Origin of the sequence: Bradyrhizobium genosp. P, from assembly GCF_049949265.1 — a bacterium.
Taxonomy (GTDB): Bacteria; Pseudomonadota; Alphaproteobacteria; order Rhizobiales; family Xanthobacteraceae; genus Bradyrhizobium.
Window position 1 is genome coordinate 7,048,079 of the sequence record NZ_CP188195.1, and the last position, 12,452, is coordinate 7,060,530.

Here is a 12,452-nt window from a genome sequence, read left to right on the forward strand (position 1 = left end):
AGGCGGCAGTCGCGCATAAGCGGCGCCGCTTGCCTTCAACATCGGGTCGTGTGGAACAGCCCGCGAAGGAATGGAGGAAACCCGGTGTCAAAGGCCTATATCGAGCCCCGGCCCAAAGGGCGGCATGACGGAGCGCCGATCGAGGATTACGTCGTTGAGGATCAAGCCGACAGCATCTTGGCAGCCTATAAAACTCAGCGCGAGGCGATCGAGTGGGCAAAGCAGAACGGCCATACACCTCATGTCGCGCGAGTACGGCATCTGAATGACAAGAAGAAACCCGATCATTGGCGGGAAGTTTGAGGCACTGATTGAAGAGGGCTCTTGCCGCAGCCGCCGTTAGTTGAGTCGGAGCGCCGCTTGATGCAGCCAAGCTCGATGGCCAACCTTCCGATTAAGGTGAGTTCAAAAATACAGCACCGGATCTAGTTGGACAAGAAATCCGATGGCGCCATGATGAGATAGAACGCGCACCAGACAATTAACGCGGCAAATGTGCGCCCTGCAGCCACAGCTAAGATTTCTTTTCTGCTCATTCCAATTCCGTTAACACTCCTAATCAAGACCGCTCTAGGGTTCGGAGGTCTCAGGCTCGAATGCCGCGGAGACGTGATTGTTCCAGATTGCGGAGGAAGTTTGACTCACCGTGGTCGCTTGCAGCAGCCCCAGTCAAGCCGGAGCGTAGCATGAAAAGCGTGAGCGAAGCTTCGCGGTCCGACGATTCAGGAATGCCATCCAGCTCCCGGCGCCAAGTTTGATGTGCATTCACGTCTTACGACGGCGCCGTTGCGGCGTTCTTGGCCTCCGTGTCTTATGTCCCCCGAGGTGCGAGGGGCGTGGCCCGCGGATCCACCAGGGATCTGTCTCTCGGCACGCTGGCTGCACTTACGCTTGGGCTGTCCCTCTGGGTCATCTACGGCGCCCTTCGTGGTGATTGGGTGATCGTGTCCGCCAACGTCGTCGGCACGGCGCTCGCGGCCATAGTTCTCGGCTGCAAAATCCGCGATTCTGGCTGACGCCCCACCTCTGCGGCAGCCGCCGCCGGAACGATCTTGAGGATTTGCAGGTTGTAGTCGGAAAGAGAGGCATCGACGAGGCGATGGTCAATAGGCACGTTCGATCCGAAGCATCCCAACCGTCGTCACCCGGCTGGGCTTTTGCCTCGCTCTTGGCATTGTTGGGCATCGCGCTTGCCTTGGAATATTTATTTCCGGACCCTGCGGCAGAGTCGCCACCGCTTGCTTCCCACCGTGTCCGGCAGGCCGCCGCCGAGGCGCACGGACGTAGCCGTCGAGCAACGACGCCTTCGGAAATCCCGGCTCGTGGCTGGAAGGACATCGTGCTGCGCGTGTATTTAAATATCTCGAAGCATCGTCTCCTATCCCTTGCGGCGGGCATGACCTACTATAGCATATTGGCCATCTTTCCGGCCACTGCGGCTCTGGTCGCGGTCTATGGACTGTTCTCCGATCCTTCGACGATAGCGCGGCACCTCGATCAACTTGCCGGCTTTCTGCCCGACGGGGCCATCGAGGTCGCGCGCGAACAGCTTACAAGGGTGGCCTCGAAGGGATCGCAGACGCTCGGGCTCACATTTTTGGTGGGCCTCGGCGTTTCGCTATGGAGCTCGAACGCCGCGATGAAGTCGTTGTTCGACACGCTGAACATCGTCCATGACGAAGAGGAGCAACGCGGCTTCGTCAAGCTTAACGCGATATCGCTCTTATTCACTGTGGGCGGGATTCTATTCATCATCGCCGCGCTAGGTAGAGTCGAGGATGGGCGCGGTAGCTTGGGGCCAATGGCCAACGCCCCGTTTCCCATCCCCGCTCATCAAACCGGACGGGCCGATTTCCGGCATCCGGCTTTCCGACCAGCTTCACCGCAAGGCACGCGACGGGACCGCTCGGGGCAGGCGTTGGAGGCACAGAACGCCGAGTTCTCGATGAATAACATCGAATGTGAATCGGCGATTGCCGCGCCCTTGCACCTTGTGCCTTCGCGCGAGGAACCTGCGCAATCGTTCAAAGACGTATTGGTCGACGCTGCGGTATGCCTTGCTCCGCGAGCCGTAGCCAAAGTAGTTGGACCAGCCTCGCAGAGACCTGTTCAGCTTGTCACATACTTCCGGCCATGGATCGATATTGCTCGGCACCAGAAGATCGCCAATTCTTGTCTTGAACCGTTGCACACTCTTCTTGGACGGGCTTGCACCCAGATACCAATTCCCGTTCGCCTCAAACCGATGCGCGCCGAACGAGTAGCCGAGGAAGTCGAAGCGTTCCTGTCGGGCGTTTCTCAACGAAGTTTTCGCCTCGTTGATCGTCAACCCGAGCTTGGTCATCACCACCTTCGTCCACGCTAGTGCCTCCGCCGCACGACCGCGGCTGAGGATAACGAAGTCGTCGGCATAGGAGACGACGTGAGCCTGGAAGCTCTCGCCGCAGCCAGTCAAACGCCAATGCTTCAGGAACCGGTTCATGTAGATGTTGGCCAGCAGTGGACTTGCGACACCGCCTTGCGGCGTGCCACGCGTGTTTCGCTTGCCGCCACTCATACTCCGGGCTCCGTCCGCGTCCCGTTCCTCGATCGGCGCCCTCAGCCACATCTTGATGAGGCACAGGACGTTTCGATCCACCACACGCCGGGCTACTGACTTCATCAGCTCGGAATGCGGTATCGTATCGAAGTACTTGGACAAATCAGCATCAACTACGTCGGCATAGCCCCGGCATAAATGCCGGTGCACTTCCTTGACCGCGTCCACCGCCCCGCGAGCGGGCCGGTAGCCGTAGGCATTGTCCTCGAAGTCAGCCTCGAAGATGGGTTCGATCACGATCTTGGCGGCAGTCTGAATCACACGATCACGAATGGTCGGAATGCCGAGCGGACGCTCGCCACCATTCGCTTTGGGGATCATCACCCGCCGCACCGGATCAGGTCGGTACGTCTTCGAGACCAGTTCCGCGCGCAAGCCCGCCAACCATGCTTCCGGGCCCTGCTCCTCGATGCGAGCAAACGTCATCCCATCCACACCCGGTGCACCCGCATTAACGCGGGCGAGCCGATAGGCGTGGTCTAGGATGTCCTCGCGACAGATCTTGTCGTAGAGCAGATAGAAGCGGAAGGTGGGCTCCGCCTTCGCTTTGCAGTAGAGCTTTCTCTGAAGGCTCCGGATCTTATCAGGCGTTGTCAGGCTCATCACCAATCACCTTCACCTCACCATCTTCAAAAGCGCACCAGAAGTCGGGGCCCTTTGCTCCACCGGCATTACCCGGCATCAACGCTCCTACTGCCCCGTCCGACTCCCGCCGTGACCACCGCCTGATGCGATGCTGAGGCCGCTACCCTCGTCCGCGACGGGTCTCCCCCTGTAACTGCGAACTACCCTTCCGACGTGCCGTGCCCACTACCCCGGCGGATCGCGTGGGTGCGCGTGTCGATTGCTTCCCCACACGTGCGGCCTTCCCCAAATGACCGGAGGGTCGGCATCCGCATTAGAACTTTCGAGGCCTGCTCGGGCTTCACTTTTGTTACGGCCCATCAGATCGCTCAGCAGCCCACGGCTGCCTTCGTCGCAGGGCTCCGACCCAGCCAGTTACCCGGCCGAGCCGCCTGCCAGCTTCCGGACCAATCGACAATTATCCGGGTGAGTTCCTCCCTCACTGGTAGTTCGCGCCCTCGGGGCGCACGGTCCATCGTCGTCGTTCCCGTCATTCTAGACTACGTGGGATTTTCAGGCTGGGGCGACATCCTCGTGCGAGCCGGCCGGTGGCCAGCGATGTTCCTGGTCCTGACTTTCGCGTTGGCCATCATTTATCGCTACGGCGCGAGCCGCAAAGCACCGCGGTGGCGCTGGATCACATGGGGTAGCTCGATCGCGGCCCTGCTCTGGCTGATCGTCTCTGGAGGGTTTTCCTGGTACGCAGCAAACTTCGGCAATTTCAACGCGACGTACGGCTCGCTAGGTGCCGTCGTCGGCTTCATGACTTGGCTGTGGATTTCCGCGATCGTCATCCTGCTTGGAGCCGAGATCGACGCCGAGATGGAGCATCAGACGACTCAGGACAACACGACCGGCTTATCAAAGCCGATGGGAGTACGAGGCGCGCGTATGGCAGATACCGTCGGGGCGCCGCAAGGAAGGTGACATGACCAATCTTCTCAAGCTCCCGGCCTGGGCCGACAAGGAACATATCGATGCCGTGGTCGAGACCCCTCGCGGCAGCACCTGCAAGCTGGACTTCGATCCCGAACTGCGGGCGTTCACGCTCGCGAAGCCCCTGATGGCCGGTCTCGCCTACCCCTACACTGGGGCTTCATTCCGTCGACGAAGGCGGAAGACGGCGATCCGCTTGACGTATTTGTGATCCACGACGCCCAGACATATCCAGGCGTCGTCCTTCGATGCAGGCCTGTCGGGATCCTGGAGGTCGAACAGAAAAAGAAGAACAAGGCGAAGGAGAGAAACGACCGCGTCTTCGCGGTACCGGACCGTTCCCCCCTCGAGACCGATCTGGTGGACATCCGCCGCCTATCATCTCGCGCCCGCGAAGAACTGGAGCAGTTCTTTCGGGCTACGAACGCGCTCGAAGACAAGGAGATCGAATTCTTGGCCTGGCGCGGGCCTGCCCATGCCATCAAAGCAATCAAGCGGCTATCCTCTCGGGAGTAATGAAGGTCGAAGACACATGCCGGAGAGCAATACCTAGCTAGAAGCCGCCAGGCTATTTCGTAAATACCACAGCGCGGCACATCTCGCGGCGGCCAACCGCGTCCGGAATGTGATGCAAACTTTCAGAGAAAACTTGACCGCGCTCGGGGGCATACTCTCGGAGACCGCGCCAACCCTTGAAGGTACCGTCGTAGCGGTCTCCGCCGATCACGAGCACAATTTCGGCAAGCGCCCACAGTGCCAGATCGTGCTTGTGGCAAGCCATGGCGTTGAAGGAGACGCCCATGCTGAACCTTACGTCCGACATCGATATCTCGCTCGAAAACAACCGCGCCTTCCGAACCTCCGCCAAGTGCATCTCCTCCCAAGTGAACTGTTCACGGAAAGCGCTCCGGCCCGTTCGACCGGCGGCCGACGGTGTCGCACGTCATAGGCATCTTGACCTGCCCGGCGTCGACTACGATCTTGTTGTGAATTTCAATCTCGCTGACGTCGACTCGGTTTTCTGAGGTTTGGCTGCACAGGACGTCGCAAGTCTGCCAGGGAAACCACAGAGGTATCTCGCCTCTGAGGGCTCTGCCGTGAGGGCTGCCCCATGACCACGATATCGATCCGTTGATCCGGCGGCGCGATCTGGTCTTCTGTTGGCTCACCACTGCCACCCAACCGGCTCCAGTCAGGGGGAAGGCCGTGCCATGCCAGGGCGTATGCGGCAAGGCCGTGGAGACAGTCCTGCTTAAGGCAACGAGCGCACCTGACCACGGCGCAATCTAGCCAAACTAGCGCATCTGCGATCGATCGCAGGACTCTTCGAACAGTCATGATGATCCTTCATGCGTATCTGCAGAAAGGATCAGGGTCTCAGCCTGCGGGCGGATTTCAGAATTCGAGATTCAGGCTACAAGCGAAATAGGACCGATTGCGAGGTGGCAGAGTACCATCCAAGATCGCCAACTGAAAGCTTTTGGCCCCTACATGCAGTTCACCGACAAGCAGACGAAGTCGTGGCTGCCTTGGTGACGACTGGAAATGATCGGCACGCGGAACGTCCGGGCGAGACTGGCGCAGACCGACGCCGGGCCCTGCGCCATCGCCATCGACACTGTAACCACGATAACGATCGGCTTCGCGCAGCAATGGCTGGCGTGGCACGACGAAGAGAAGTTCAGCGTCAAGCGCGGGAATTACATTGTTTCCCGCGCGAACGCCGACTTCACTTCACGGGCGGAAGACCGGCCACGGCCGCATCCGATGGATTGTTCAGGCATTTCGGATGGCCAAAACCGCCGGCGCTGTGGCCGACGCCGCCTTGCCCGTTGGGCGCTTGGCCGGTTCCGCCAGTGCCGTCAGCGTTCGGCGTAATGTCAAAGATGATGTTGTCGGGATGGGTCGCATCCGCAACGCCCTTGACGCCCTGCAACTGATCGAGGCCGAGAGCATTTCGAACCCGCCAAGCCACCATGTGATCGGTGCAGGAGGTGTCCCCGCTGACGCCAACTCCGCCGACTTTGACGCCGTTTCGATAGAGAGCGAGGCCGCCTCCGAAAACATTCACGCCGCCGACGCGCTGGCCGACCATCGGATCGTTTGGCGTGCCAAACGATGAACCGGAGGATGGGCTAGGGCTAAAGTTCGCTGTGCTGATGCTATTACCGGGAAATGAGGGACGGTTGCCATAAGCGACTGCTGTGTCGACGGGGTTGCTGTGCTGCAGCCCGTAAAGGCTGCCGCCTGGCTGAACGGCGGTGAACAGGTTGGCTGTCGACAAGGCAAGGCCGGTCGGAAATAGACTGCCGGCGGGTGTAGCGCCGTGACCGACACTGAAGTCATTCGCGGTGTTGGCCTTCTGGGCCGAAATAGCGCGGCTGCCCAGCCATTGCGAGGTGCCTTGGCTGCCCGAGAAGGCGACTGCGCAGACTGTGCCGTCATTGGCGACAAGCGTCCCCCACATGTGGAAGCCGAGGCCGCCATTTGCTCCAGCAGCCGGTGTGATGGCGCCGACAAGCGCGGAACGAAGTTGCGAAAAGTCCGGTAGCGCGGAGCAATCCGCAAAAGCCGGGCCGGCCACCAAAGTAACGAGAGCGCCGATTGCGCGTGAGAGTACCCGCTGCTTGGAATTCATTGTACTGCTCCTCAGGGCGATGGGTGATGAACGAAAGGAGCGCGGCCCCCGGGGGCTCGCGCGACCGTTGTTTATTCAGGTAGGAAATCGAAAAGTCGAACCGGCAACCAACGAGGCCACGCAATATACAAAGACGACGAAGCTCGCCGCTCTTACGGAAATTCGTTAATCAGCTAGACGCTGTTCTTGGGACGCCATCATGACAGTGAGGGTGACTAATCGATTTGATGGACCCCTATGTAAGTCTACGATTAGGCGAAGCGGTTCACAGAAAATCGAACGCCGCAGCATCATGCTGCATTGTCATCGCAAACTGCTCTAGAGGACAGCGCTGTTCGCACTGGTCGCGTGCGCGACGATAAGCACGTCCGCGAAACCGGACGATGCCGGGCGCGTCAACAACGACGTTGCAGCTTGCAAACGCAAGGGCGATGCGGAGAACATCATTCACTTCGTCCGCTCGACCGAGCGGCCGTCATTTCGTGAATATCTATCGAGCCTGCTTGCGTCAGGCCGCTGCAAGATGATGGCGAAGGGAACTCCGGTCGTCGTTTCGTCCGAAGCACCATCAGGCGAGACGATTGCCGTGCGAGCGATCGGCGCAACCGAGCACCTGTTCGTCGACCACTATGCTGTGAGCGAGGCCGACTAGCTTTCGGGCTGCGCCCTGCTCGCCGACGGCTGGACGCCAACGCGCTCAGCCAAGCGCGGCCTTAAGATCAAGCGTGGCGCGAAACGGAACGCTCTTCTTGCCGACAAGCGCCGTTCCGTCGACCGTTGCCGTTCCGTCGCCGTACGTGCCTGTGAAGCCGCATGTTACCTCGCGGCCACCGAAGCCCCCGCTCCCAACCGCAAATGGATCGCTGACTTCACGTATGTGTGGACAGCGGAGGGCTGGCTCTACGTCGCCGCTGTCGTCGATCTCTTCTCCCGCCGTGTGGTTGGCTGGTCGATGCAGACCGCCATGACGGCACAGCTCGTCACTGACGCCCTGGTGATGGCGATCTGGCGGCGGGGCAAGCCGGCGTGTAACCGGCGAGCTTCAGGCGACCCCAGGCGCTCTGGTCGAGGAACAAGACAGAATTCGGCGTGCAGCCTGAACGCAAGCACAGGCAAGAGAGTGGGGCATACCAGCGACAAAGCGCCCGCCACGCCGGCCATCAGCGAGTTGATCCGAGACCGTTGATGCTTGAGAAACGTGATAAAGGCCGCCGGGCGTAAAGCGGCGGGCTCCAATCTCGAGCAAACAACCCTAATCTCAAGCTGTCTTGGTGAACAACGTCAGGACGCCGTCGACGATGTTGATCGCGACAACTTGCGACGAGCTAAGGCCCTTGGCCTTGAGCGCGGATGCCGCCTCCGGTGTCGCGTCAATAGACTTCCGAAGTGACTGAATATCGTCCTCGCTCGTGTGCGCCACGAGCTCATCGACTTTCGAGCGCACAGCCGGCTGCAGCTCCTTGACGTCGACGACCTGTATGCTCCGTATGACAGTACCGGACCGAGCTGCCGGTGCCTGTGCCTCAGACTGAGAGGGAGCTCCTTGTGCTTGCACGAAGGCCGGCGTCCCTAGGGACAGGGCCGCAATTATGATAGAGGCCGTAACGATGCGCATACTCACTCCTTTTCCCTTTTCAGTTAGAAGGACTAGCTAGAACGGTTCCTACTCCCGAAATTTGGCCAGTGTCTGATTCTGATGTGGCCATTCAGTGAAACCAATGCGGCTGCATGCACGCGGCCTCTTGGATGACCAGCGCTTGCACACCTCGAATTGCGGAGTGCCGCGAGCCAGCAATGGGCTCCTACTCAATCCCTCGTCTGCCGCCGGCTACGCTTTGTGGATTGAAGTTTGGATCGCACTTGTTGCTTCGGCCAGTCGTGGTCTTCCTCGAGAACGCGGACGCGGCCCACATCGTCATCGCAGATCAAAGCGTACTCGCTAACGTCGCCCTCCATCGGAATAAGCTTCAGAATGGTCTCTGGCGTCCAACTCAACGTGATGTCCAGATCACCCGGGAATATTTGCCAGCGCGACCCATCGTCGAGTTCGACAATGTGGCTTTCGGAGTGAGACACGATTCTCACGCTTCTACCTCTTCCATTTCCAGACCGTCGAGTTGACGCGCAACCCGCCGTTTTGTTCACACACGCAATTCTGAGTGGAACCTTCGCATTCACCATAGTCCTTCGGTAGTCCATGCGCCGCAGGCTGTTGTGATTGGCTTTCCGATGTTCTCATTTGGAACGACGGAACCGCGGCAAAGCAGCAAGCGGTCCGTTTTTTGGATGGCCAAGGGAGGGCATACGTTTTGGATGAGCGCCACGCCGATACCGCGGACCTTGGCGGCGGGTCTTGCAGGTTTCAGGGATCTTGGCGTCTCATCGCGACACCGCTGGTTCATCGGTTTCCAGTCGTGACCAGGGTCACGCCGCTGTCCGACGCCGTCATCATCGCGGCAGTGCTGCGCGAGCAGAGGCGTCAGGGACAGAGTTTCCTGATCTGCCCGCGTATTCAGAATTTGGACCCGATGTTGGCGCGGGTTCAGGCGGCTGCTCCGGATCTCCGCATCGTCTGCCTTCACGGCAGGTTGCCCGACGGACGGACGGAGAAGACGTCGCTACATCCAGGACTGCTGGAACGAACGGCTGTTCTTCAGCATGCAAAAGCCCAACCGGGGATGATTGCAATTGCCGGCGCCAGCCAAATAGCTGTTGCGGCGCCAGGCCGTGCCGTCGGGCTACAGGAGAGACAGATGCCCCGCTCGCTGCGATCTCAGCGACGTCCGCGCCTTGTCCCGCTCCACGTTCGCCGACGGCCCGCACCGGTGAATACCTCGAGCCGATGAACCGGCTTAATGATAGCATTATCAACTGTGTCCGTTCTAAGCCTAACGGTTTTGAGAACCACCAGACTCGCAGATCAGGACATCATCAGGAAGGTGACCGCGGAACACCGCTTACGGAAATCCGAAACAGGGCGCCGCCTCACCAGCACATGCGAGAAATACCTCCATCGCCATGTTCCGGGTCGACGTAGGGGCTGCCGCCGGCGCTGGTCGGGAAGAGAGCCGTCCAGACTACGCGTGTCGTCATGCCGCCAATTTCCATCCCCGATCGTTAGTCGTCGGTCTTATCCAGCACGTCGCGCACCTTGGCGGCCAGGTCGTTGAAGCTGAACGGTTTGACGATGAGGTGCACGCCATTGTCGAGCCGGCCGTGATGAACTATCGCATTGCGCGCATAACCGGTCGTGAACAGGACTTTTAGGGAGGGCCGGATGGTCTTGGCTTGGGCAGCGAGCTGAGCGCCGGTCATCCCGTTCGGCAGGACGACATCGGTGAACAGAAGATCGACGCGGAACTCCTGGTCGAGAAGCCGCAGGGCCGAAGGCCCATCGCGAGTCTCCAAGACGCGATAGCCAAGCTCCCGCAAGCTGTCGACGGAATATGCCCTGACGTCGTCGTCGTCCTCGACGACGAGCAACGTCTCTTCCTGATCTGCCTCCGGATTGAGGGGTTGGTCGAGCTCCGGTTCGGGGACCGCATCACCGGCGAGGCGTGGCAGGTAAAGCTTGACGGTCGTACCCTGACCTGGCTCGGAGTAGATCTTGACGTGGCCGCTCGACTGTTTGACGAAGCCATAGACTTGGCTGAGACCGAGTCCCGTACCCTTGCCGACCGGCTTCGTGGTGAAAAACGGCTCGAAAGCCTGTGCCACCGTTTGCGGGTCCATGCCAGCGCCGGTATCGGTGACCGAGATCAGGGCATACTGCCCCGCCAGGACTTCGGCGTGAGCAGCGGCATAGGCTTCGTCAATATGGGCATTGACTGTTTCAAGGGTCAACCGGCCGCCTTCCGGCATTGCGTCACGCGCGTTGACGGCAAGATTGAGGATCGCCGCCTCGAGCTCGTTGGGATCAACCTCGATCCGCCACAAGCCGGCACCAAGCACGGTCTCTACCGCGATCGTCTCGCCGAGCGTACGGTGAACCATGTCGGAAAGACCATTGATGAGGGCGTTGACATCGACGGGCTTAGGATCGAGCGGCTGCCGGCGCGAAAACGCGAGCAGGCGTTGGGTCAGCGCGGCCGCCCGCTGCGCGCCGTTTATCGCGTGCCGCATGGCGCGTTGCAGACGCGGCGAATCGGTAGGCAGATTCCGCTGCAAGGTCTCGATATTGCCGATGATCACTTGCAAAAGATTGTTGAAATCGTGGGCGACTCCACCAGTCAACTGACCAACGGCTTCCATTTTCTGGGACTGGCGTAACGCCTCTTCGTTGCGCCTGAGTTGCTCGGTACGCTCCACTACCTGTTTTTCAAGCGTGGCATTGAGTTGGGTAAGCGCCTCCTGGGTACGTTTGCGTTCAGCGATCTCGCGCCTCATCGCCTGCGAAAGATTCGCATTGTCGATCGCAACCGCTGCTTCCGCCGCCAATCCCGACAGACCGCGCTCCGACCGCTCCGAAAACATGCCAGGTCTGGCGTGACCGAAGAAGAGCCCGCCCAGCACCTCGCCCGTGCGAGACATCACCGGGACCGCTAGATAGCTGCGAACAGGCAGATGGCCCTCAGGCATTCCCCTGCGGGGCGCGTTCTTGCCGTAACGGGGATCCTGCGTGATATCGTCCGAACGCACGATCCCCTCACCGCTGAAGGTCGGCGCGAACACTTCCGTATTTCGGGGCATGGGAAACTTCGAGAATGCCTCGATCGGAGCGCCCGAAAGCGTGTAGAGCATGTAGCTTTCACCAGCTTCGTTGGTGATGTTATAGAAGAAAGCGCCAAATTCCGCACCGCTCAGCTCGACACCGGCGTCGGTAACGATTTGAACCAGCCGCTCTAGATCGGTCTGAACAGCAAGGGCAGAGCCAGCGCGGTTAAGAACCTCCAGCGCGCGGCGCTCTTCCTGCAAGATTTCCTCGATCTGACGCTGGTTCGTGCGATCTCGCAGGATCTTGACGAATCCGATAATCGCCCCGCCTTCGCGAATCGGACTTAACTCGCCTACCGCCCAGAAATGGCTGCCGTCCTTGCGCACGCGCCAGCCTTCCTCGCCGCCGCCTTTACCGTGCACCGTGGCGTCCTCGATCTCCTGGCGCAAAAACTCCTGCCCGTCATCGGGGAAAATGCGGCTGAGGGATTGGTCAAGCATTTCCGATTCGCTCCAGCCTAGAATGCGGCTCGCGCCAGTATTCCAACCGGTCACTCGACCCTGATCATCCGTGCTGATAATGGCCGTGTCGGTTGCTCCGTTGACAATTTGGCGCCATTGGGCTGCGGTGATTGTACTGCGCGTATTCTCGGCGCCATCCACATCACTCATCGGTGCTCCTGACAACCTGCGGGCACGCCATCACGACACCTCAAGAATCGAAATCGCAATTTGACGGTCCTGGACAAACTTCGACCGTTCAGGCCGGCGTCAGTTACTCGAGTATGTTTGACGGCCTCCACGGCAATGGATTTGACTTGGGCCAACGCCACACGCGCGCGGCGAGTTCCTGCTAAGGGCGCGTCGCGGGTAAAAGCCGCGTGTCTCCACTGCAAAATAGTTGGGAACCGATTGTCGTGATGGTTTCCTGTTCGTGCCCATTGCCGCGTCAAATTTGACAATCAGGCTATCCGTGGCGTGATTGGTGCCTCGCCCTTAAGG

At 59.9% G+C, this 12,452-nt stretch carries 12 protein-coding genes and 5 pseudogenes; 9 read left to right on the forward strand and 8 right to left on the reverse strand.

All coding sequences use genetic code 11. From position 1 onward, the window contains the following. The first annotated feature begins 84 nt into the window (after positions 1 to 84). From ACP2YO_RS33720 to ACP2YO_RS33730, 3 genes and pseudogenes are all read left to right on the forward strand, one after another. A complete protein-coding gene (locus ACP2YO_RS33720) occupies positions 85 to 303 on the forward strand; it encodes a hypothetical protein (protein WP_426435442.1) in 219 nt (72 codons plus the stop codon). Positions 304 to 797: 494 nt separating this feature from the next. Next, complete coding sequence (locus ACP2YO_RS33725; RefSeq protein ID WP_426435443.1) at positions 798 to 1,016, forward strand: SemiSWEET family sugar transporter; 219 nt, start codon at positions 798 to 800, stop codon at positions 1,014 to 1,016. 380 nt (positions 1,017 to 1,396) lie between these two features. Then, positions 1,397 to 1,705 (forward strand): annotated as a pseudogene (locus tag ACP2YO_RS33730) (YihY/virulence factor BrkB family protein); the annotation flags it as partial. Positions 1,706 to 1,879: 174 nt separating this feature from the next. Here ACP2YO_RS33730 and ltrA read toward each other — a convergent pair. After that, positions 1,880 to 3,202, reverse strand: a complete 1,323-nt coding sequence (gene ltrA / locus ACP2YO_RS33735) for a group II intron reverse transcriptase/maturase (protein WP_426435444.1) — start codon at positions 3,200 to 3,202, stop codon at positions 1,880 to 1,882. 492 nt (positions 3,203 to 3,694) lie between these two features. Between ltrA and ACP2YO_RS33740 the strand changes: the two are divergent. The 3 genes and pseudogenes from ACP2YO_RS33740 to ACP2YO_RS33750 all read left to right on the forward strand — a co-directional run. Continuing rightward, positions 3,695 to 4,150: pseudogene (locus ACP2YO_RS33740) on the forward strand (YihY/virulence factor BrkB family protein); the annotation flags it as partial. A 1-nt stretch (position 4,151) separates the two neighbouring features. Continuing rightward, on the forward strand, positions 4,152 to 4,370 hold the full coding sequence (locus ACP2YO_RS33745; RefSeq protein ID WP_426435445.1) for a hypothetical protein: 219 nt from the start codon (positions 4,152 to 4,154) through the stop codon (positions 4,368 to 4,370). Beyond that, complete coding sequence (locus tag ACP2YO_RS33750; RefSeq protein ID WP_426443373.1) at positions 4,322 to 4,675, forward strand: inorganic diphosphatase; 354 nt, start codon at positions 4,322 to 4,324, stop codon at positions 4,673 to 4,675. The genes ACP2YO_RS33745 and ACP2YO_RS33750 overlap by 49 nt, the downstream gene beginning before the upstream one ends. Positions 4,676 to 4,727: 52 nt before the next feature. Here the strand turns inward: ACP2YO_RS33750 and ACP2YO_RS33755 are convergent, their stop codons facing one another. The 4 genes from ACP2YO_RS33755 to ACP2YO_RS33770 all read right to left on the reverse strand — a co-directional run bounded on the left by ACP2YO_RS33755 (position 4,728) and on the right by ACP2YO_RS33770 (position 7,248). Further along, positions 4,728 to 4,982, reverse strand: a complete 255-nt coding sequence (locus tag ACP2YO_RS33755) for a hypothetical protein (RefSeq protein WP_426435446.1) — start codon at positions 4,980 to 4,982, stop codon at positions 4,728 to 4,730. A 664-nt stretch (positions 4,983 to 5,646) separates the two neighbouring features. Further along, entirely contained in the window at positions 5,647 to 5,787 is a 141-nt protein-coding gene (locus ACP2YO_RS33760) for a hypothetical protein (protein ID WP_426435447.1), read from the reverse strand. A 101-nt stretch (positions 5,788 to 5,888) separates the two neighbouring features. Continuing rightward, entirely contained in the window at positions 5,889 to 6,797 is a 909-nt protein-coding gene (locus ACP2YO_RS33765) for a hypothetical protein (RefSeq protein ID WP_426435448.1), read from the reverse strand. 265 nt (positions 6,798 to 7,062) lie between these two features. After that, positions 7,063 to 7,248, reverse strand: coding sequence for a hypothetical protein (locus ACP2YO_RS33770; protein ID WP_426435449.1), 186 nt, complete (start codon positions 7,246 to 7,248; stop codon positions 7,063 to 7,065). Positions 7,249 to 7,323: 75 nt separating this feature from the next. Between ACP2YO_RS33770 and ACP2YO_RS33775 the strand changes: the two genes are divergently transcribed. Next, positions 7,324 to 7,449, forward strand: coding sequence for a hypothetical protein (locus ACP2YO_RS33775; protein ID WP_426435450.1), 126 nt, complete (start codon positions 7,324 to 7,326; stop codon positions 7,447 to 7,449). 183 nt (positions 7,450 to 7,632) lie between these two features. Continuing rightward, positions 7,633 to 7,821: pseudogene (locus tag ACP2YO_RS33780) on the forward strand (DDE-type integrase/transposase/recombinase); the annotation flags it as partial. 234 nt (positions 7,822 to 8,055) lie between these two features. On the opposite strand, the gene ACP2YO_RS33785 reads toward ACP2YO_RS33780, so the two are convergent. Further along, on the reverse strand, positions 8,056 to 8,412 hold the full coding sequence (locus tag ACP2YO_RS33785) for a hypothetical protein (protein ID WP_426435451.1): 357 nt from the start codon (positions 8,410 to 8,412) through the stop codon (positions 8,056 to 8,058). A gap of 674 nt (positions 8,413 to 9,086) precedes the next feature. On the opposite strand from ACP2YO_RS33785, the pseudogene ACP2YO_RS33790 reads away from it, so the two are divergent. Beyond that, positions 9,087 to 9,391 (forward strand): annotated as a pseudogene (locus ACP2YO_RS33790) (hypothetical protein); the annotation flags it as partial. A gap of 130 nt (positions 9,392 to 9,521) precedes the next feature. Here the strand turns inward: ACP2YO_RS33790 and ACP2YO_RS33795 are convergent. Together ACP2YO_RS33795 and ACP2YO_RS33800 are read right to left on the reverse strand one after the other, a co-directional pair. Further along, positions 9,522 to 9,662, reverse strand: a pseudogene (locus ACP2YO_RS33795) (hypothetical protein); the annotation flags it as partial. A gap of 252 nt (positions 9,663 to 9,914) precedes the next feature. Next, complete coding sequence (locus tag ACP2YO_RS33800; RefSeq protein ID WP_426435452.1) at positions 9,915 to 12,122, reverse strand: PAS domain S-box protein; 2,208 nt, start codon at positions 12,120 to 12,122, stop codon at positions 9,915 to 9,917. Positions 12,123 to 12,452: the final 330 nt, after the last annotated feature.

Excerpts from the sequence above, each read along its gene's own strand:
- ltrA (WP_426435444.1), bottom strand. The coding sequence starts at position 3,202 with ATGAGCCTGACAACGCCTGATAAGATCCGGAGCCTTCAGAGAAAGCTC.
- ACP2YO_RS33745 (WP_426435445.1), top strand. The coding sequence starts at position 4,152 with ATGACCAATCTTCTCAAGCTCCCGGCCTGGGCCGACAAGGAACATATC.
- ACP2YO_RS33755 (WP_426435446.1), bottom strand. The coding sequence starts at position 4,982 with ATGTCGGACGTAAGGTTCAGCATGGGCGTCTCCTTCAACGCCATGGCT.
- ACP2YO_RS33765 (WP_426435448.1), bottom strand. The coding sequence starts at position 6,797 with ATGAATTCCAAGCAGCGGGTACTCTCACGCGCAATCGGCGCTCTCGTT.
- ACP2YO_RS33775 (WP_426435450.1), top strand. The coding sequence starts at position 7,324 with ATGGCGAAGGGAACTCCGGTCGTCGTTTCGTCCGAAGCACCATCAGGC.
- ACP2YO_RS33785 (WP_426435451.1), bottom strand. The coding sequence starts at position 8,412 with ATGCGCATCGTTACGGCCTCTATCATAATTGCGGCCCTGTCCCTAGGG.
- ACP2YO_RS33800 (WP_426435452.1), bottom strand. The coding sequence starts at position 12,122 with ATGAGTGATGTGGATGGCGCCGAGAATACGCGCAGTACAATCACCGCA.